Source organism: Nocardiopsis alkaliphila YIM 80379, from assembly GCF_000341005.1.
GTDB lineage: Bacteria > Actinomycetota > Actinomycetes > Streptosporangiales > Streptosporangiaceae > Nocardiopsis > Nocardiopsis alkaliphila.
On sequence record NZ_ANBD01000023.1, the window covers coordinates 18141 to 37716 of the forward strand.

At 68.5% G+C, this 19576-nt stretch carries 21 protein-coding genes; 13 read left to right on the top strand and 8 right to left on the bottom strand.

What is annotated here, in order from left to right; genetic code table 11:
• Positions 1 to 55 precede the first annotated feature (55 nt).
• The 3 genes from D472_RS0102780 to D472_RS0102790 all read left to right on the top strand — a co-directional run bounded on the left by D472_RS0102780 (position 56) and on the right by D472_RS0102790 (position 2708).
• Positions 56 to 877 (top strand): alpha/beta fold hydrolase, encoded by an 822-nt coding sequence (locus tag D472_RS0102780; RefSeq protein WP_017602981.1) that lies wholly within the window; start codon positions 56 to 58, stop codon positions 875 to 877.
• 116 nt (positions 878 to 993) lie between these two features.
• Positions 994 to 2079 carry an S-(hydroxymethyl)mycothiol dehydrogenase gene (locus tag D472_RS0102785; protein WP_017602982.1) on the top strand — a complete coding sequence of 362 codons (1086 nt, stop codon included), beginning with the start codon at positions 994 to 996 and terminating at the stop codon, positions 2077 to 2079.
• A complete protein-coding gene (locus D472_RS0102790; RefSeq protein ID WP_017602983.1) occupies positions 2076 to 2708 on the top strand; it encodes an MBL fold metallo-hydrolase in 633 nt (210 codons plus the stop codon). The genes D472_RS0102785 and D472_RS0102790 overlap by 4 nt, the downstream gene beginning before the upstream one ends.
• A 160-nt stretch (positions 2709 to 2868) precedes the next feature.
• Here the strand turns inward: D472_RS0102790 and D472_RS0102795 are convergent, their stop codons facing one another.
• Positions 2869 to 3330, bottom strand: coding sequence for a GNAT family N-acetyltransferase (locus D472_RS0102795; RefSeq protein ID WP_017602984.1), 462 nt, complete (start codon positions 3328 to 3330; stop codon positions 2869 to 2871).
• Positions 3331 to 3547: 217 nt separating this feature from the next.
• Here D472_RS0102795 and D472_RS0102800 point away from each other — a divergent pair, with 217 nt between their 5' ends.
• From D472_RS0102800 to D472_RS0102810, 3 genes are all read left to right on the top strand, one after another.
• Positions 3548 to 4075, top strand: coding sequence for a pyridoxamine 5'-phosphate oxidase family protein (locus D472_RS0102800; protein WP_026117322.1), 528 nt, complete (start codon positions 3548 to 3550; stop codon positions 4073 to 4075).
• A gap of 100 nt (positions 4076 to 4175) precedes the next feature.
• Positions 4176 to 4385, top strand: a complete 210-nt coding sequence (locus D472_RS0102805) for a hypothetical protein (protein WP_017602986.1) — start codon at positions 4176 to 4178, stop codon at positions 4383 to 4385.
• Between the two features lie 94 nt (positions 4386 to 4479).
• On the top strand, positions 4480 to 4872 hold the full coding sequence (locus tag D472_RS0102810) for a VOC family protein (RefSeq protein WP_026117323.1): 393 nt from the start codon (positions 4480 to 4482) through the stop codon (positions 4870 to 4872).
• A gap of 16 nt (positions 4873 to 4888) precedes the next feature.
• Here D472_RS0102810 and D472_RS0102815 read toward each other — a convergent pair whose 3' ends face one another.
• The 3 genes from D472_RS0102815 to D472_RS0102825 all read right to left on the bottom strand — a co-directional run bounded on the left by D472_RS0102815 (position 4889) and on the right by D472_RS0102825 (position 7768).
• Complete coding sequence (locus D472_RS0102815) at positions 4889 to 5959, bottom strand: ArsO family NAD(P)H-dependent flavin-containing monooxygenase (protein WP_017602988.1); 1071 nt, start codon at positions 5957 to 5959, stop codon at positions 4889 to 4891.
• A 165-nt stretch (positions 5960 to 6124) separates the two neighbouring features.
• The gene (locus D472_RS0102820) at positions 6125 to 6868 is read right to left on the bottom strand and encodes an MBL fold metallo-hydrolase (RefSeq protein WP_017602989.1); all 744 of its coding nucleotides are present in this window, start codon (positions 6866 to 6868) and stop codon (positions 6125 to 6127) included.
• 42 nt (positions 6869 to 6910) lie between these two features.
• Positions 6911 to 7768, bottom strand: a complete 858-nt coding sequence (locus D472_RS0102825) for a Rieske 2Fe-2S domain-containing protein (RefSeq protein ID WP_017602990.1) — start codon at positions 7766 to 7768, stop codon at positions 6911 to 6913.
• 150 nt (positions 7769 to 7918) lie between these two features.
• Between D472_RS0102825 and D472_RS0102830 the strand changes: the two genes are divergently transcribed.
• Complete coding sequence (locus D472_RS0102830) at positions 7919 to 9013, top strand: M20 family metallopeptidase (protein ID WP_017602991.1); 1095 nt, start codon at positions 7919 to 7921, stop codon at positions 9011 to 9013.
• 15 nt (positions 9014 to 9028) lie between these two features.
• Here D472_RS0102830 and D472_RS0102835 read toward each other — a convergent pair whose 3' ends face one another.
• Positions 9029 to 9766, bottom strand: a complete 738-nt coding sequence (locus D472_RS0102835; protein WP_017602992.1) for a TetR/AcrR family transcriptional regulator — start codon at positions 9764 to 9766, stop codon at positions 9029 to 9031.
• 77 nt (positions 9767 to 9843) lie between these two features.
• Between D472_RS0102835 and D472_RS27040 the strand changes: the two genes are divergently transcribed.
• Positions 9844 to 11709 carry a CPBP family glutamic-type intramembrane protease gene (locus tag D472_RS27040; RefSeq protein ID WP_017602993.1) on the top strand — a complete coding sequence of 622 codons (1866 nt, stop codon included), beginning with the start codon at positions 9844 to 9846 and terminating at the stop codon, positions 11707 to 11709.
• Positions 11710 to 11864: 155 nt separating this feature from the next.
• Here the strand turns inward: D472_RS27040 and D472_RS0102845 are convergent, their stop codons facing one another.
• A complete protein-coding gene (locus tag D472_RS0102845) occupies positions 11865 to 12392 on the bottom strand; it encodes a flavodoxin domain-containing protein (RefSeq protein ID WP_017602994.1) in 528 nt (175 codons plus the stop codon).
• A gap of 184 nt (positions 12393 to 12576) precedes the next feature.
• Here D472_RS0102845 and D472_RS0102850 point away from each other — a divergent pair, with 184 nt between their 5' ends.
• The 5 genes from D472_RS0102850 (at position 12577) to D472_RS0102870 (ending at position 17013) form a co-directional block, all read left to right on the top strand.
• Positions 12577 to 13287 (top strand): DUF4389 domain-containing protein, encoded by a 711-nt coding sequence (locus D472_RS0102850; protein ID WP_017602995.1) that lies wholly within the window; start codon positions 12577 to 12579, stop codon positions 13285 to 13287.
• Positions 13288 to 13482: 195 nt separating this feature from the next.
• The gene (locus D472_RS0102855) at positions 13483 to 14406 is read left to right on the top strand and encodes a ketopantoate reductase family protein (protein ID WP_193373421.1); all 924 of its coding nucleotides are present in this window, start codon (positions 13483 to 13485) and stop codon (positions 14404 to 14406) included.
• A gap of 380 nt (positions 14407 to 14786) precedes the next feature.
• Positions 14787 to 15308 (top strand): hypothetical protein, encoded by a 522-nt coding sequence (locus D472_RS0102860; protein WP_017602997.1) that lies wholly within the window; start codon positions 14787 to 14789, stop codon positions 15306 to 15308.
• Between the two features lie 610 nt (positions 15309 to 15918).
• Positions 15919 to 16224, top strand: coding sequence for a WhiB family transcriptional regulator (locus tag D472_RS0102865; protein WP_017602998.1), 306 nt, complete (start codon positions 15919 to 15921; stop codon positions 16222 to 16224).
• 126 nt (positions 16225 to 16350) lie between these two features.
• Positions 16351 to 17013 (top strand): histidine phosphatase family protein, encoded by a 663-nt coding sequence (locus D472_RS0102870; RefSeq protein WP_017602999.1) that lies wholly within the window; start codon positions 16351 to 16353, stop codon positions 17011 to 17013.
• A 405-nt stretch (positions 17014 to 17418) separates the two neighbouring features.
• Here D472_RS0102870 and D472_RS0102875 read toward each other — a convergent pair whose 3' ends face one another.
• Together D472_RS0102875 and D472_RS0102880 are read right to left on the bottom strand one after the other, a co-directional pair.
• Entirely contained in the window at positions 17419 to 19206 is a 1788-nt protein-coding gene (locus tag D472_RS0102875; protein WP_017603000.1) for an ABC transporter ATP-binding protein, read from the bottom strand.
• A partial coding sequence (locus tag D472_RS0102880) for an ATP-binding cassette domain-containing protein (protein WP_026117327.1) occupies positions 19203 to 19576 on the bottom strand: 374 nt, incomplete at its 5' end. The genes D472_RS0102875 and D472_RS0102880, both read right to left, overlap by 4 nt.

Consider the following 19576-nt stretch of genomic DNA (forward strand, 5'->3'; position numbering starts at 1 on the left):
CCGCCCGCCTCTACCCTCGAGGCGACCCCACGCAGGACGAAGGAAGGATCCGCTCATGATCGAACAACGTCCGAGCGAAGTGTTCATGTCCGAGCAGGGCGTGGTGCGCTGGCGAGCGGAGGGTGCGGGAGAGCCCGTCGTCCTGCTGCACGGCACCCCGTTCTCCTCCTACGTGTGGCGTGACATCGCCGCCGCTCTGTCCGAGTGGTATCGGGTCTACACCTGGGACATGCCCGGGTACGGCGCCTCGGAGCAACGATCCGGGCAACGGGTGTCCCTGGCCGCGCAGGGTCAAGTCTTCGTCGAACTGCTCGCGCACTGGAAGCTGGAGTCGCCACGGGTGGTGGCGCACGACTTCGGTGGAGCGGTGGCGCTGCGAGCCCACCTGTTGCACCAGGCCGTCTACTCCCGGTTGGCCCTGGTCTCCCCGGTCGCGCTCGCGCCATGGGGGTCGCCGTTCTTTCGCCTGGTGGGCGCCCACACCGAGGTGTTCGAGCAACTGCCCGCCGCGCTGCACCGAGCCCTGGTCGCCGAATACATCGGTTCGGCCAGTGCCATCGGGCTGTCTTCGTCGGTCATGGACACCCTGGTCTCTCCGTGGACCGGCCCGGAGGGACAATCCGCGTTCTACCGGCAGATCCAGCAGGCGGATCAGGCGCACACCGACCAGATCCAGGATCTTTACCACGAAATGAAGCTGCCCGTGTTGTTGGCCTGGGGTGAGCAGGACGCCTGGGTCCCGCCGGAGCGATGCCGTCGACTCGCCACGCTGATCCCCGGGGCAGTCACCCGCCCGATCGAAGGGGCCGGTCATCTGGTGCAACTGGACGCTCCCGCCCCGCTGACCGCGACGTTGCTCGACTTCCTCCGAGGCTGAGCTGCGATAGAACCGAGCGGGACGTTCGGGTACGGGCGCGGGTGGCGGGGAATGTCAGCTCATGGGCGGCGCGAGCGATCACCGCCCACCGGCCACGACGTACTCGGAGCGTTCGTATGTCCCAACAGGTACAAGGTGTCATCTCACGCGCCAAGGGCGCACCGGTGGAGACGACCACCATCATCGTGCCCGACCCCGGCCCGGGTGAGGCCGTGGTACGGATCCACGCGTGCGGGGTCTGCCACACCGACCTGCACTACCGCGAGGGCGGGATCAACGACGAGTTCCCGTTCCTGCTCGGTCACGAAGCGGCCGGGACCGTGGAATCGGTGGGCGAGGGGGTCACCGACATCGAACCCGGCGACTTCGTGATCCTCAATTGGCGGGCGGTGTGCGGCCAGTGCCGGGCCTGTAAGCGAGGCCGACACCAATACTGCTTCGACACCCACAACGCGAAGCAGAAGATGACCTTGGAGGACGGCACCGAACTGTCACCGGCCCTGGGCATCGGCGCGTTCGCGGACAAGACCCTGGTGGCGGCGGGCCAGTGCACCAAGGTGGACCCGAACGCGTCGGCGGCCGCGGCGGGTCTGCTCGGCTGCGGGATCATGGCCGGGATCGGTGCCGCCATCAACACCGGCGAGGTCACCCGCGGCGACTCGGTGGCGGTCATCGGTTGTGGAGGCGTGGGCAGCGCGGCCGTGGCCGGGGCCCGCCTGGCCGGAGCGAACCGGATCATCGCCGTGGACCTGGAGGATCGCAAGTTGGAGTGGGCGCGCGGGTTCGGCGCCACCCACACCGTCAACGCCTCCCGAACCGACCCGGTGGAGGCCGTCCGCGAACTCACCGACGGATTCGGCGCGGACGTGGTGATCGACGCCGTGGGGCTGCCCACCACCTACGAGCAGGCGTTCTACGCTCGGGACCTGGCCGGAACCGTGGTACTGGTGGGAGTGCCCACTCCGCAGATGAGACTGGAACTGCCGCTCTTGGACGTCTTCGGCCGGGGTGGCGCCCTGAAGTCCTCGTGGTACGGGGACTGTCTGCCCTCGCGGGACTTCCCGATGCTCATCGACCTGTACACGCAGGGCAGGTTGGATCTGGATGGTTTCGTCACCGAGGAGATCGGGATCGGTGACGTGGAAGAGGCCTTCGCCCGTATGGAACGCGGCGATGTACTGCGATCGGTGGTGCGACTGTGAGTGACGCGCGAGTGGAACACCTGACCACGTCCGGGGTCTTCACCCTGGACGGCGGTTCTTGGGAAGTGGAGAACAACGTCTGGTTGGTGGGTGACGACGAGCACGTCGTGGTCATCGACGCCCCACATGACGCCGAGGCGATCCTCCATGCGGTGGGCGGGCGCCGGGTGGTGGCGTTGGTGTGCACCCACGGGCACAACGACCACGTGAACGCCGCGCCGGAGTTGGCCGAGATGACCGGCGCGCCGATCCTGTTGCACCCCAAGGACCGGGTGTTGTGGGACATGACCCACCCCGACCGGGCCCCCGATGGGGATCTGGCCGATGGCCAGGTGGTGAAGGTGGCGGGCACCGAACTGCGAGTGATCCACACTCCGGGGCACGCGCCGGGCGCGGTGTGTCTGTACTCGTCCGAGTCGGGGGTGCTGTTCAGCGGCGACACCCTGTTCCAGGGTGGTCCGGGCGCGACGGGCCGGTCGTATTCGGACTTTCCGACCATCGTGGCCTCCATCCGGGACCGACTGTTGACCCTGCCGGCGGAGACGGTGGTCAACACCGGGCATGGCCCCTCCACCACGATCGGGGAGGAAGCGCCCCACCTGCAGGAGTGGATCGACCGGGGCCACTGAGGTCACTGGAGTCGAAGCCGGCCGGAACCTCGCACCAAAAGTCGTCCAGGTGCGAGGTTCCGGCAATGGTGTGGAGTTTTTGCCCTGAACCGGACCCGAAGGACTCTTGCTTTCTATGCCTTTTCACGATTCGAAGCCGACCTTCGATGATGTTTCCGCGTCAGTCCAGGAGCAGTTCGCCGACGATCTCACCAGTGAACACCCGGCCCGTCCTGCGAAATCCAAGGTTGAGATAGAACCACTCGGGTCCGCCCTCACCGGGTTCCCACATGACGGTGACCCGCCGATTTCCACGACGGCGTGCCTCGGCCAGAACGGCCTCCACCGCGAAACGACCGTAGCCACGGCCTTGTTCCTTCTCCGCGACGTTGAGCCGCCAGATTCCGCACCGGAAGTCGGGTTCTTCCTCCTTGGGGGCGAAGTTGGCCATGATGAAGGCGACGGGCCGTTCACCATCGAGGATCAGACGGGGCCAGGCGGTCTCACGGGAGGCGTAGGCCTGCGCGAGGGAGGTGACGACGGGAGCCACGAAGGCGTTCTGTTCCGCACCGACCCGGATCTCGAACGCGGCTTCGACATTGGCGGGGGTGATCTCCACGGCTTGGAGGCAGGGAGATCTCATGGCAGCACTGTAAGGGTGGACGTCGACAATTCTCCACAGGCTTTCCGAGCATGATCGCCATCAGGCAGAACCCCACAAGACACCCGTAGGCCACTTGGAGATTTCACTGGAAGAAACCACCAGAAATCTCCCTCTGCCCGATGTCTGCGCTGAATCGTCGGTACCGATCATTAGGGTGCGCACCACGACCCGTACAGTCCGACCACAGGAGCTCGCCGTGCCCCCTCACCAGCCCCGAAGCACCACGCCATTGACCGACGCACCGGCCGGGGACTGGTCGCGTGTGTCGGCGGACCTGGCGATGGTGGACGGCACCTACTGGCTGACCGTGGCACGCCCGGACACCACCCCGCACACCCGGCCGCTGCTGGCGGTGTGGACAAAGGGCGTCCCGCACTTCGTCTGCGGACCACGGACCGCGAAGGCCCGACTGTTGTCGGGTGGGCCGAACGTGAGCCTGGCCGTGTCCACGGCTCGCTTGGACGTGGTGGTGCAGGGCCGGGTGGAACGGGTGAGCGACCCGAGCCGGGTACGCGCGGTCGCCGAGACCTACCCAAAGGTCTACGGGTGGGCTCCGGTGCCGGAGGGGGACCTGCTGATCGGCCCGGACGGGGCACCCACCGCCGGTCCCCCGCCCTATGCGGTGTACGCGGTTCCGCCCACCGTCGTCCACGCCTTTCCCACGGACGCCGCCGAGCACGGTGCGACCCGGTGGCGGTTCGGCGATCGCGATGAACACGCCTGATCCCGGCCGGGTGAGGGGGCCGCTCGGCGGGGTAGAAGTCCGAAGAGGCCGCCCCCGAAGTCGCAACGGCCTTACAACGGCCTTCCCCCCGGAGGCGGTCATGCGCACGATCACCGCCTTTTCCACCATCGTCCTACTGTGGGTGGCCATCGGTGTGGCCGCGGCCACGCGACGCGGTTACTTCGGTTCCTCGGAGACCAACTGCTCGACGCTGGGCAGCACGGTGGTGACGAGCTTCGTCGGTCCGCTGAACCACGTCGGGCTCGACCCGAGCATCGAATGCCCTTCCGTGCCCCAACCCTCGGAGTGATCGCGGCTCGCTCGACCAGCGCTTCCGACCCCCCGGGTGACGAAACCGGGTACCGAGTGGGTCTTCGGCCGATGGAGTGGGCAGGATGGCGGGCATGGACGTTCTCAGTAGCCGCGTGTTGATCCACCCGAGCGACCCGGCGCGCACCCGTTCCTTCTACCGTGACGTGCTCGGGCTCGCCGTACACCGGGAGTTCGGTCCGCCAGACTCCCCCGGTACCGTGTTCTTCATCGGTAACGGCCTGCTGGAGGTGTCCGGTCACGCCGAGGAGGCCGGGGTTCCGTCGATGGCGTTGTGGCTGCAGGTGCGCGACGTCCACGCCGAGTACGCTCGGGTGACCGCCTTGGGCGCCCGTGGGCTGCGTCCGCCACAAAAGGAGTTCTGGGGGCTGGTGGAGGCCTGGATCGCCGACCCGGACGGGGTCCGCATCGTTTTGGTGCAGATCCCCGAGGAACATCCATTGCGTAGGGACCAGCGCGAGTTCTGAAGCCCTCGCGGAATCCTCACCCGTGTCGGTCCAGGTCCCGAATGATCTCGGCGACGGCCCTCTTGGCGGTGCGTCCCGCGCCGATGATGGTGTCCGAGGCACCGCCGGTCCAGTCCCCGTAGCCGAGCAGGTGGAGGCGGGGTTCTTCGACCGCGCGGTTGCCTTCCACCTTCACCCGACCGTTCGGGCGCACCACCCCCAGGGGCTCCAGGTGGTCCAGCACCGGTCGAAAGCCCGTGCACCACAGCACCGCGTCGCAGTCCCACGTGGTGCCGTCGGCCCAGGCCACGCCGGTGGGGGTCAGGTGATCGAACATCGGCTCGGCCTTCAGCGCGCCTCGGTCCCGAGCCCGGCGCACGCTCGGCACGGCCACGATGTCCCCCAGTTCGCCGATTCCCGGCGCGCTCTGACCGCGTTCGAGGGCTTGTTGGCGGCGGGTGGCGATGGAGAACAGTGCCCGACCGTCGAGTTCGTCGGGCAGGAAACGGGGTGGACGCGCCGTGGCCCAGAGGGTTTCGGCGACCAAGGAGAGTTCGGCCAGGATCTGGGCGGCGGAGTTTCCACCGCCGACCACCACGACACGTTGCCCGCCGAACTCCCGTGGAACGCGGTAGTCGACGGTGTGCAACTGTCTTCCGGTGAAGACCTCACGGCCCGCGAGGTCCGGTGTGTGGGGAGCCCGCCAGGTTCCGGTCGCGCTGATCACGTGGTGTGCCCGCCAGGTGTCCTGATCGGAGAGCACCCGAAGGGTGCGCCCCGCCCGTTGGACGCCCCGGACCCGCACCGGACGTCGAACGGGTAGGGCGTAGCGGCGTTCGTACTCGGACAGGTACCGGACCACGTGCGAGGCGGACGGGTACTCCCGGCCCTCCTCCTGGGGCATCCACCAGCCGGGGAGCATGCTGTGTCCGGCCGGGGAGAAGAGTCGCAGCGAGTCCCAGTACTCCCGCCACGAACCACCCGGTGTGGGGTTGTCGTCGAGGATGAGGAAGTCCGCCTCGGCCCGTCGTAGGAAGTAGCCCGCCGCGAGTGCGGCCTGGCCGCCTCCGACCACCACGACGTCGAGTTCCCCACCGGGCCCGCCCATCCGCGCCTCCTCCTTCGGTGCCGCCGGGCGCATCGGTGCCCGGTCGCGTCCCTGTCGTTTCGGGGCCGATGCGCGGCTCAGCGTGGAGCGTTGACACCGGCCCCGGGCAACGTACACCGATGCGAGGAACGTCGGGAGTCGATGGTGGGCTCTGGGAGCGTGGGCTCAGTGTTCCCCGATGTCGATGGCATGGCTCACCGCGGCCTCGGCCCCCTGCGTCCAGGGCTCCCCGTGCCCGGGTAACACCGTGCCGGCCTTCGTGGCCGCCACCGCGTCCAGGGACGCCAGGGCCTGCCGGGTGTTCTTGGTGGCCGCGGAGGCCACGGTCTGTGGGCCTTGCCGTCCGGTGTAGGGATCCAACGTGACCAGGGCGTCGCCGCTGATGACGGTGTCGCGGTCGGGTAGGTGCAGGACGCAGTGTCCGTCGGTGTGGCCGGGGGTGTGCACGACGGTGGGGCGACCGGGCACCGACAGGGTCGCTCCGGCCTCCAAGGTCGCGACCGTGTCGACCCCCTTGACGCTCAGCGCTCCGGCCGTGGCCATTCGGGCCAACAACGGCAGGGAGCGCGGGTGGGTCAACGGGTAGAGAAAACGGTTGCGCTGGGGCGTGTACCGGTAGGGATGGGCGGCCAGCCGCTGGTCGCTCGGGTGAACCAGTACGGGCACGTCCCATTCCCGCTGTGCTCGCAGCGCGAAACCGACATGGTCGAAGTGGCCGTGGGTCAATACCAGCGCTTTGATGTCGCGCGGGCTTCGTCCTCGCCCCTGCAGGACTCCCAGGACCATGGCCCACATGACCGGTAGGCCCCCGTCGACGAGGGTCACCCCATCGTCGTCCTCGACGAGGTAGCAGTTGACGTGGGCGTGGGAAAGAAGGAAGACGCCGTCGACGACTTCGCGAACAGGCATGGCTCACCTCGAATCTCAACACCGGAACCTTGGTGGGGGCCCTCACTCCTGGGAAGTGGGCATCCGAACCCTCAGTCGGCCATCCACCAGCGAGGTCTCCAAGGGCTCCACCGACGCGGTCGCGGGTCCTTGGGAGACCGTTCCGTCGTTCAGACGGAACTCGCTCCCGTGCCACGGGCAGCGCACGCATCCGTTCACCAGTTCGCCTTCACCCAGGGGCGCGCCCATGTGGGAGCAGGTGCCCAGCAACGCGGACACCGTCTCCCCGGTACGCGCCACCACGACCGGGACGCCGTCCACGTCGCTCTGGCTCACCCCTTCGCGGGGAAATTCCTCCAGCGGACCCAGGTCGTGCCACCCCGGGGGCATCAGGTCCTGGAGGTGGTCGGCACTGTTGGCGCCGCCCGCACGGTGGTAGGAGATGTGGCCGCCCAGGGTGCCGGCGAGGCCGACGCTGCCGAGGCCGGCCAGGGCCAAGGCCTTTCCCCAACCCTCACGGCCACGTGCGCGGGCCAGGGAGGACGCGCCGAACAGCGACGCCCCCACTCCGTTGGCGACCGCGTGCGCCACCCCCACGCGCTGGTGTCGTTCGTGTTGTTGTGACCAGTCCGCCAGGCCACTGACCATGGCGGGCAGGGCGGTGAGCAGGCCGGTGTTGAGCAGCACACGGACGCTACGACGATGGTCCCCGGGTGCCAGGTCCAGCAGGACCGCCGCCATCCACGCCCCCAAGGGCAGGTGGATCGTGATCGGGTGGAGCGGGTGCCCGAGCTGGACGCCGTGCAGCATGTCGCGGACCTTGCCCGAGGGCAGTCGCTCGGCGACCTTCCTCATCCTGGAGGCGATCGGGTCGAGGCGCTCTTCACGTTCGATTTCACGGATACGTTCACCGAGTCTCATGGCAGCTCGGCTACCCCAAGAGCACCGGCGGCATTCTCCCGTTCTCGACATCTCCCTGATTCGTCCGATATGTCCCTTCAGCCCGTCGCCGAGAGAAACAGAAGAACCCGTGCCCTTCTCGGAGGACGGGCCTGCCCGTAACCTGAGGCCGTGATCGAACTCGAAGGTGTCGAAGCGATGTTGGAGGATCTACGCACACTCGTCGAGGTCGAGTCCCCCTCACGCGACCTGGTCGCGGTGGAGGCCTCGGCCAAGGCGGTGGCCGCGCTCCTGGAGAGGCGATTGGGCGGGCGGGCCACCCTCGTGGAGAGCCCGGTCGGGCCGCACGTGCGCTGGTCGGGTGGCGGTGAGCCCCGGGTCCTGGTGTTGGGCCACCACGACACGGTCTTTCCGTTGGGCACCCTGGAGCACCGTCCGTTCCGAGTGGCGAACGGTCGCGCGACGGGCCCGGGGGTCTTCGACATGCTGGGTGGTCTGGTCCAAGCGGTGCACGGATTGGCGACGCTGGAGGACCTGTCGGGGGTGGAGCTGCTGGTGACCGCGGACGAGGAGGTCGGTTCGCATCATTCCCAGGCATTGATCGAGGAGCGCGCCAAGGCGTGCGGAGCGGTTCTGGTGTTCGAGGGCGCGGCCGAGGGCGGACACCTGAAGGTCGCCCGCAAGGGATGCGGGGCCTTCGAGGTGTCGGTACGCGGACGTGCCTCGCACGCCGGGCTGGAGCCCGAGGCGGGGGTGAACGCACTGGTGGAGGCGGCCCATCAGGTTCTGGACATCGCCGCCTTGAGCCGGCCCGAGATCGGGACCACCGTGACCCCGACGGTGGCGAGGGCGGGGACCACGGACAACGTGGTGCCGGCGGAGGCGACGATCGTCGTGGACGTACGGGTTCGGGAGCCGCAGGAGAAGGAACGGGTGGAAGCGGCGTTCGCGGCCCTGACACCGCACGTGGAGGGGGCACGGCTCGTGGTGACGGGTTCGGTGAACAGACCGCCGATGCCGGAGGCGGTGACCCGGGACCTGTTGGCGATGGCCCAGAGACTGTTGCCCGGGGTCGAGGGTGTGGCGGTCGGTGGCGGCAGCGACGGCAACTTCACGGCGGCGTTGGGAGTGCCCACACTCGACGGGCTGGGTGCGGTCGGCGGTGGCGCGCACGCCGACCACGAGTATGTGCTGGTGGACTCGATGGTCGAGCGTGCGCGTCTGGCCGCCGGGATGGTGGAGGCGATCCGCTCCGAACGGGGGTGAGCGATCGGGGCGCGGTCAGTCGCCTGGGGCGTGCTCGGTGATCCGTCGCTCGATGCCGTCCAATAGCCAGGACAGCGCCTGCTCGAAGGTCTCCACGGGGCTCAGCGGCGCTCGCAGACGCTCGATGGCGGGAAAACGGCCTACCTCGATCCGCTGAGTGAGCAGATAGCTCTCCTGGACGGTGTCGAACGATCGGCCCTCGGGATCGGTCCAGCGTTGGGCGCGGTCGGCCGCGATCACCTTGGCGACGTGACCTTGGACCAGACCATCGACGGCCTCCACCACGGCGAGGGCCTCCTCCGCACTCAGGCCGGTGCCGTCGAACATCCGAATGGCCGAATCGGTCCAGGCGAAGCCGTTGGGTCCGGCGAAGGGCCCGTTGACCACCTCGACCAGCCAGGGATGGGCCCGGTAGGAGGCCAGGTCCTCACGCGCCCAGGCCTCGACCTTCTCCCACCAGGTGCCCGGGCGCGTGTGCGGCGGAGCGGCCTGGCCGACCATCTCGTCGACCATCAGGGCCAGCAGGGCGGCCTTGTCGGGAACGTAGGTGTACAGGGTGGCGGCACCCACACCCAGGCGTGCGGCGACCTTGCGCATGGACAACGCCTCGGCCCCCTCGGCCTCGACGGTGGCCATGGCCGCGTCCACCACCCGCTCGACGGTGAGTTGGTGGCAGGGACCGCGTTCGGGTCGGCCGAGTCCGGTCCACAGCAGGTCCAAGGTGGCCTCGATGCTCTCGCGTGTGGTGCGCACTCGGTCCCCCTCGCTGGAACTCCGTACACTGTTCTCCCTTAGTCGAACACCGTACGGAGTTTCGGAGGAACCCCCTCATGCCCCGCCCCGAACGGCGTCGCGTGGTCGCCACCTCGACGCGCGTCGGCTTACTGCTCATCGTCTTCGCCATGCTCGGTGCGACCGTCCACGCGCTGCTCGCCGAACCCGATGGCGTCCTGGGCCTGGCCGTGCGTTCGACCATCGCCGCGCTGGCGATCCTGCCGTTGGTGTGGGCCTTGTGCCGCACCTCGGGGCACACGTTGGCCTCCATCGGTCTGGGCAGGCCGGGCCGGGCCTGGCCACCCTTGGTCGCGGCGGCCCTGACCTGCTGGACCGTATCCGCTCTGCTCGTGGGAGCGGCCCTGCTCACCGACAACGCCACCCTGGACACCGGCGCGCCGGCATCGGCCGCGCTCACCACCTTGGCCCTGACCCCGCTGATGCTGACCGCGCAGATCCTGCCCGAGGAACTGATCTTTCGCGGCTACGTCCAACACCTGTTGGGCTTCCACCTGACCCAGATGACGGTGGTTCTGCTCCAGACCGTGCTGTTCGCGGGTGTGACGTCCCTGGTCCTGGGCCAGGCCGGAGAGTTGGCGAACCTGCTCCTGATCGGTCTCTTCCTCGGGCTGCTACGGACGGCCACCGGTGGGATCTGGGCCGGAGTGGGCGTGCGCCTGGCCCTGACCGCCACCGCCATCATGCTGGGCGCCACCGACCTGGTCTTCACCTCCGCTCCCTCGGTTTGGGAGCTGGGGGTGAACATGGGCGGTTCCCTGGCCGCCTATCTGGTGGTCCGCTTCCTCTTCGCGGCCCGGCCCGAACCGAACGGGGGATTCGGGGAGCAGGGCGCCCTGCCGCGCCGACGGATCCCCGTGCGCGGGATCATGTACGACGTCGGCTCCAGCTACGTACCCGGACAGCATTCGCGGGAGCGTTGGAACCCCGACGCGGTCCGCGAGGAGATGCGCGTCGTCCGCCACGAACTACACTGCACCGCCGTGTCCCTGTTCGGCCACGATCTGGACCGTCTGGAGCAGGCCGCCCGTTTCGCCTTGGACCAGGGGTTGGATGTGTGGCTGCAACCCCGTTCTCCCGGCGCCGGGCACACCGAGCTGGCCGCACACGTGGGACACGCCGCCGAGCTGGCCCAAAGGCTTACCGAGGAGCACCCCGATCGGGTGGTGCTCAACGTGGGTTGTGAGTTGACCATCATCAACAGGGGCATCCTCCCCGGTTCCCACATGGACCACCGGTCACGCGCCCTGTACGTGTTCGCGTTGGTGCCCTTCTACCACAACCTCAGGCTCAACCGGCTGCTGCGCCGATTGGCCACTCTCGCCCGGCGACGTTTCGACGGGCCGCTCAGCTATGGAGCGGGCACCTGGGAGAAGGTGGACTGGACGCCCTTCGACATCATCGGGGTGGACTACTACTTCGACGAGCTCACCCGGGGCTCCTACCGGCAAGGATTGCGTGCCCTGAACCGGCTGGGCAAACCGGTGGTGGTCACCGAGTTCGGCTGCTGCTCCTACCAGGGCGCCGAGTCCAAGGGTGGTTCGGGTGGTGATCCCCTGGACTGGCGTGACCTGAACGATCGCCGGGTGCGTGGAAACCTGGTCCGTGATGAGGGCGTCCAAGCCGGCATGATCGAACAACTCATCGACGTGTACGAGACCGAGGACGTGCACGGGGCGTTCCTGTGCATGTTCATCGAAGGCGACTGCCGATACTCCCCCGACCCCGCCCGTGACTGCGACATGGCGAGCTTCGGGATCGTGCGCCCGCCCACCCTGGAGTCAGGGCTCTCCCCCGACGACGGCCACTGGGAACCCAAGGAGGGCTTCCACGCCTTGGCCCACCGCTACGGCGCCGACGTCGTCACCGAGACCGAAGCGGCGAGCGAGGCTCCTCAAGATTGAAGGCTGCTGGGGCAGGGCACCGCTCACCCTGGAAGATCCTGCCCGAGACGTGGTGAGTCGCTTGCTCATCGACTCCCTCCCCACGGTCGAAACCGGGGGCCGCGCTGCTAGCGTCGGAGCACCCACACCGTCTTGGGCGCCTCCGACGGAACCCGTCACACCGCCGTGGTGCCCGGAGCACCTTCGGATGAGGGGCCCGTGGCGATCTCCTCGGCCCACGCATCGATTTCGTCCCAGTCCCGGAAGTCTCCGTAGCGCCCACCCATGATCTGGTAGACCAGGCGTCCGAACCGTGGCAGGTGTTCGGGCCGCAAGGCCCCGGCCAGGATGCGGTGTTCACGCAGATCCAAGGATTCACGCCATTGCGTCATCTCCTTGGGATCTTTGACGTGTTTTTCGAACCAGCCTCCGAGAACCCTCGCCAGTCCCACGCTGAACATCCACACGGGGAATCGACCCAGCGACGCGGCGTTGGCGTCCACGTAACCGGAGGCCTCAGGAAGCCAGGCGCCACCGTGCACGGCGCTGCCCAGTACGGCGGCTTCGTACTCTCGGGCCCGTGGTGCCTCCGCCAAGGAACGGACGTCCACCGCGCGGCCCCGCTCGCGCAGCCCTTCGGCGATCCTCTGCGCGATCTCCCGTGTGGAACCGTACTCACTCGCGTAACCGACCAGCACAGTCATCTGCGCACCTCCCTGCGACCCAGGGTGAGGGCGCCCTCATGGGGCGTCAAGAGGCGGAACCTTTCGCGCACAACGACATATGACCCGCGTCTTCACACTTCATCCCCCTTCCCGAGGGCCATGGAGGAGGGTGTCGGAAAAAGCGAGGTGGGTAGAAAGGCCATCTCGGCGGGGAGGGGTCCCGATGGTTCATACCGCGCGTCATCCGATCCGGGTCGAGGCGGAACCCGACCCGGATGTGAGTCGCTGGCTTTGGCTGTTCAAGTGGGTGTTGGCGATCCCCCACTACATCCTGTTGTTCTTCCTGTGGATCGCCTTCTTCGTACTGACCGTGGTGGCCTTCTTCTCGATTCTGTTCACCGGCCGCTATCCGCGAGGGATCTTCACGTTCAACACCGGGGTTCTGCGGTGGAGCTGGAGGGTCGGGTTCTATGCCTACCGGGTCCTGGGCACCGATCGCTACCCGCCGTTCACCCTGTCCGAAGACGTCGATTACCCTGCGCGATTGACGATTCAGGCACCGGATCGCCTGTCCCGCGGACTGGTCCTGGTCAAGTGGTGGTTGCTGGCTCTGCCCCACTACCTGTTGGTCGGGATCTTCCTCCACGGAGGTCTGAACTTCGTGGTGGACGAGGCGAAGGCGCGGGCTCCCCAAGCGGAGACCTTGGTCTTCCAGGGGCCTGGTCTCATAGGCCTCTTGGTGCTGTTCGCCGCCATCGCCCTGCTTTTCACCGGGATCTATCCACGGGGCCTGTTCGACCTCGTGGTCGGGCTGAACCGTTGGGTCCTGCGCGTGGTGGTCTACGCCGCGCTGATGACCGACCGCTATCCGCCCTTCCGTTTGGAGATGGGCGGATCGGAAACGGACGAGACCAGGGCGAGCGCCGACTCATGAAAAAACGATGCCCGAGGGCACTCGTCCAAGGCTCCGACCACGCAACGACACCACCGCCCGCTTCGTCTTGAGTGTCTTGAACCAGGACGCTCGATCTTGGTCAACCGATTCGCCCATGCCTCGCCCCCTTGCGGCGAGGCATCCCATCGCCATACGTTCTGCCTGGTTCAGCGGGTTCGACCGAGTGGGAGTGACATGAGGATCCTTGTCGTGGGCGCCGGGGCGGTCGGGGGGTACTTCGGTTCCCGGTTGGTGCGGGCGGGGCGGGACGTGGATTTCCTGGTACGGCCGGCACGCGCCGAGCTACTTCGGGACAAGGGGCTGGTCCTGCGCACCGTGGAGGGCGAGACCGAACACGTGCCCGCACGCGCCGTCACCGCCGCCGAGCTCACCCCCGAATACGACGTGGTCCTCTTGGCGGTCAAGTCCTACGGGCTGGAAGGGGCCGTGGCCGACCTGACCGCGGCGGTGGGGCCGCGCACGGTGGTGGTCCCCTTCCTCAACGGAATGCGTCACTTGGACGTGCTCACCGAACGCTTCGGCCTCGATCGGGTCTACGGCGGGGTGAGCATGGTGATGACCCGGCTGGGCGAAGCCGGGGAGATCGTCGAGGTCGGCAAGATGGGCGAGTTGGTCTATGGTCCGCTGGGCGAGGACCCCGTGGTCGAGCCGGAGCGGGTGCACGAGGCCTTGGACGGGGCGGGTTTCACCGCCCGGCTCGCACGAGACATCCGCCAGGAGATGTGGGACAAGTGGGTGTTCCTGGCCAGCCTGGGCGCCATCACCTGTCTGATGCGCGCCCCCATAGGCCGGGTCAACCGGGCTCCGGGCGGGTCGGAGTTCAGCGCCGGGATGTTCGCCGAGGCGTTGGCGGTGGCCACCGCCGCCGGGTTCCCACCCAGCGAGCGGATCCGGGATTTCGCCGACAAGGTCATCGGTGACACCGAGCGGGACACCTCCACGTCCATGTACTGGGACCTGACCCACGGACACCCGGTGGAAGGTGACCACATCGTCGGTGATCTGGTGACGCGGGGGCGGGAACTGGGTGTGCCCACGCCGTTGTTCTGCCTGGCGCACACACATCTGAGCGCGTACTCGGCCGGACGCCAGGACTGAGGAGCCGTTGGTCGCGGCGACCGAACGGCGCCGCGACCTTCATGGGGATCGTTAGGCCACGTTCATGTCGCTGGGGCCCGGCCGCTTGAACACTCCCACCATCGGTGCGCGCATGACCCGATACCGGGTAGAGGATCGAGCGTGCTGACCGATTCGAGGCCCGACACGGGACCGAGCCGGAAGGCTCCCGTGGATTCTTCGCTTTCCTTGGTGATGCCTCGGGCGAAGGGCCCCACCTGGGCACACCAGGACACGCCGACGCGCTCTCCCCGCAGGATCGCTCTCAAAGCCTGCCACCACCTGGGCTCTTTTCACCCGAACATCTCGGGATCCGGCGTGGAGGCCCCTCCCAGGGCCACGAACCTTGGCACAATCGCGGCATGTCCGTCTTCGACAAAGCCCTTCTCGGACGAGTGGCCGCCGCACCCCTGGCCTGCCTGCTGCTGGCTTCGTGCGGTGCGCAGGGCGGTGCCGTGGGCGCCGTCGCCACCGGGCATTTCTCCGCCAGACACCATTTCCCCGTGATCATGATCTCCTGGTGCGGTGACAGCCCACCCGCCCGGATCGATCTGGTCTCGGAGGCACATCAATGGCGTTTGACCGCCAATCGGGACTTTCCCTCAGGCGTACTGGAGGTGGACCTGTCCGCCCCCGGGGAGGACTGGGACATCACCGATGCTTCGGGCGGGGCCACCTACCGGATCACCCCGGGCTCGCCGACCACCGAGTACACCCTGGGGATCACCTCGGCCGCCGGAGTGGACGACGAGACCGAGAACGACATCGCCTCCTTGCGCTTCGACACCGAGACCTTGGCCGAGGAGGACGGTGTCTACGTGGGCACCCACCAAAGTGAGGAAGGCACGATCATCTCCCCGGACGACTTTCCGCCCGACTGCTGAGGACCGCCACGCACCGATTGGTGGTTCTCCGGTGGGCCTTCACCGAAAAGTCTGTCGGTCCCACTCAAGGTCTTCTCAGCGAAGTGGTCTGCGGAGCGGGTCGATCCGCGTGATCCCGCTGGGTCTTCGGTCCCGGCTCCGGCCCCCGACACCACCGTCGCCCGTACCCACCCCTGCTCCCTCTGCAGGCGGTGGCAATGGCTTACCGGTTCTGATCTCCAGGGGCTACCGGGGCGTCCATAAATGGTCTGCGTTGAGAAAACCTCAGCCCCACAAATCCGGCAAATAGTCACATACTCGACACTCAAGGTCAGAGTTCGATAACGGACGGTCGAGTATTCGCTTTATGGGCCCACAGCCCAAGGCGATGGTGGCATGATGGCGGGCAGAAGGCGGACGGAAGCCGTCACCACTTCCATCGCCGCTTCGCGTGAGAAGACCGTCGCCGACCACGCCACATCCTCGTGGTCGCCGCTCTCCGCACCTCCACACCGCACGGTGCCCGTGCCACAAGCGCCCATTCGGCGCGTCTCTGACCGCGTTGAGCGATCAGTCATCGGTGATTCAGGTTCGCCCCTTGATCCGCGCTGTTCGAAGAGGTGGTTCCACCATGTCCCAGTCACGCCCACGTCGCCGCACCGCATCCCTTCCGAGCCCGGCTTGGGGGTGGCAGAACTCCGCGGCCTGTCTGGGAGAGGACCTCTCGCTCTTCTTCGGACCCGAGGGCGAGCGCCAAGCGGAACGGGAACTGCGTGAACGCAGGGCCAAACGGCTCTGCGCGGGCTGCCCGGTACGGACCAGCTGCCTGGACCACGCGGTCTCACGCCCGGAGAAGTACGGCACATGGGGCGGCCTGAACGAGGAGGAACGCACCTCCGAACGCCGCCGCCGCATGCGGCGCGCCAACGCCGCTTGAGTCGTGCTCTCCACCACCTCGCACGAGTGCCCGACAAGAACGTGGCGGTCCTGGTCGAACACGGGGTGAGGCGAACCACGTCCACCCCGCCTCCTTCCGAAGCCGAAGGTGGGGGACCATGAGGGCATGCGCCTTTCGATGCTCCGTCATGGCCAGACCCCCTCGAACGTGGCCGGTCTTCTCGATACCGACGCCCCCGGCCCGGGGCTGACACCCTTGGGCCATCGCCAGGCCGCCGCGGTACCGACCGTCCTGCGGGGGCGCTCGATCGACGCCCTCGTGGTCTCACCCTTGCTCCGTACACATCTCACCGCCGCTCCCTTGGCCGAAGCACTGGAGAAGGAACCCGTGGCCATGGAGGGGGTGCGTGAGGTAGAGGCCGGCGCTTTGGAGATGGGATCGGACCCGGCGGCACACCGGACCTACGTGGAAACGGTGTTCGCCTGGGCTCGCGGGCAGATGGATCTTCGCATGCCGGGCGGTTCGGACGGACATGCCTTCTTCGCCAGCTTCGACGAGGCCATGCTCCGGATCGCCGAGCAAGGCTGGGAAGACGTCGTCGTGGTCTCCCACGGTGCCGCCATCCGATCTTGGGCCAGTGCACGGGTCCTGGGGGTCGACGTCACCGAGGTCGCGCGCACCCCGTTGGCCAACACCGGCATGGTGGAGATCGAGGGCGACCCGGACTCGGGCTGGCGCCTGCTCGGGTGGGGCAGCGGCCCCGTCGGCGGCGCCCACCTGCTCACCCCGGACGAAAGCGACCCGACCGGCGACGCCGTCAACGCCTGAGCCTTCTTCACCGTGCCGCCTCCGACATCGGCCACGGACGGACCTCTTCGCTCAGCGAAGACGTAACGGCCCTGGCCCGGGCTCCGTCACCAGAAGTGGTCCACGATGATCCGGGCATCGTCGACCCACGCGATGACCGGCGCTTCGACACCACTTCGATCAAGTGGGAAAGACGACACCAAGACGAAGCGACCTCAGCGCCGGCCCGCGCACGTGGGGTCCGCACCCCAAGGACGTGTGCCCCGGGAGGAGGCCGGTGGTGTCGTGGCCTGGCCGATGACGCTCAGGTGTCCGGCGGCCACACCCGAGGGGAGACCACCGAAGGACCTTCCGAGTGTTTCCTCCCGGCCCTGAAGGACCGGGCCTCCACACCGAAAACCAGGTGGAGTGGCCCGGCCCCTCGGGTCAGCGTCGCCAACTGCGCCACAGACGGGCGTAGCGGCCCCCACGTGCGAGGAGTTCCTCGTGCGTGCCCTCCTCGACGACGCGGCCTCGGTCCATGACCACCACCCGGTCGGCGGTGGCCGCCTGGGTGAGCCGGTGGGCGACCACCAGGGTGGTCCTGCCCTCGGTGGCGGCCATGGCGGCCCTCTCCAACCTGCGGGCACCGGAACTGCCGGCCTCGGCGGTGGCTTCGTCCAACACCGCCAGGTCCGGGTCGGCCAGGACCAGTCGGGCCAAGGCCAGGTGTTGGGCTTGTTCGGCGGTGAGGCCGTGTCCGCCCTCGCCCACGACGGTGTCGATCCCCTCCGGTAGGGACCGCACCCAATCGAGGGCACCCACGGTGGCCAGGGCCCTGTCCACGTCCTCGCGTGGAGCGTCGGCGCGGGCCAGCCGCAGGTCCTCCAAGAGTGACCCGGCGAACACGTGGGTCTCCTGGCTGACCAGGAAGACGTGTTCGCGCACGCGCTGTTCACCGAGTTCGTCCAAGGGCACACCGCCCAGGTACACGGTGCCGGAGGTGGGGGTGCGCAGGCCGCTGACCACGGCCGCCAACGTGGTCTTGCCGGCGCCGCTGGCTCCCACCAGGGCCACGCGTTCGCCGGGGGCGACGGTGAGCCGGACCCCGTCCAGGGCCTTGGGCGCGCCCGGGGCGTAGGCGTGGCTCACCGACTCCACCCGCAGCGAGGAACCGGCCGGCCCTTCCTCCGCGCCGGGGTCGGCGGCCTCGGGCAGGTCCACCACCCCGGCCAGCCGGGCCAGGCTCGCTCCGGCCTGCTGGACGTCGTTGAAGGTCATCACCAAAAAGCCCACGGGACCGAAGAGACGGTGGAAGTACAGGGCGGCGGCGGTGACCATGCCGACGGTGACCAGGTCGCCACGGACCAGCCAGAAACCCACCACGAGCACCGCGCCCAGACCCACCAGTTCGGAACCGTTCATGCGGGCGCCCAGACGGGTGAACAGGTGGAACACGTCGAGGGTGAGCCGCATGGCGGTGAGCGAACGGTCGGCGATGCGTTCGGTGTGCTCGGCCTCCAGGCGGTAGGCGCGCACGGTGTCCCGGCCTCGCAGTGCGCCCATCATGGCGTGGGAGCGTTCGCCCATGGCGACCCGTTCACGGGCGTAGTAGGGGCCGGAGATCGGCATGTACCAGCGCACCGCCCAGACGTAGAAGGGCAGGGCGGCCAGCCCGGCCAGGCCCAACCGCCAGTCGAGAGCGGCCATTCCGACAGCGGTGAGGATCGCGGTGGCCAGGGCGGTGACGACCTCGGGGCCGTTTCGGGCGATGGCCGTGGTGACCACCGCGACGTCGTCGCCCACCCGGGAGAGCAGGTCACCGATGCGTACGCGTTCCAACCGGGCCGCGGGCATGTGCAGGACGTGGTGCATGACCTGCTCGCGCAGACGGGCCAGGATGGTCTCGCCCAGGCGGGCGATCTGCCAGGCGCCCAGCCCGACCAGGAGACCACCGATGAGAGCCGCGGCGGCGATGAGCGCGGCCGAACGCACGATGGCCTCGGTCCCGGCCCCGGCGGTGATGTCGTCGACCATGGTGCCCAGTACCCAGGGGGCCACGAGCCCGGCGGCGCTGCCGGCCAGGACGGTGGACAACGCCAGGGCGGTGGCCCAGGGGTGGGCGCGCAGGCCCTCCCCCAGCACCGCCCAGGTACGGCGGGCCGTGGCGGTGGGCAGCAGTTCGGGCCCACCGGTGGGGTCCTCGACCTCGGTGTGGGTGGTGTGGATGCTCAACGAAGAACCGCCTCGCGGTAGTGGGGGTCGTCCTCGGCCAGTCGGGCGTGGGTGCCCTCGGTGCGCACCCGCCCCTGGCTCAGGACCAGGACGCGGTCGGCCCGGGCCAGCAGGGCGGGACTGCCGGCGATGACGAGCGTGGCACCGCCGCTCGCGGCGCGCAGGGTGGCGACGCCTTGGGCGATGGCCTCCTCGGTAACGGCGTCGACCGCGGTGGTGGGGTCGTGCAGGACGAGCACGGGCGGGTCGGCGGCCAGGGCTCGGGCCAGGGCCGCGCGCTGGCGTTGCCCACCGGAGAGGTTGGCGGCGCGATCGGTCACGGGCCGGTCCAGCCCGTCGGGGTGATCGGTGACCAGTTCGCCGGCGGCGG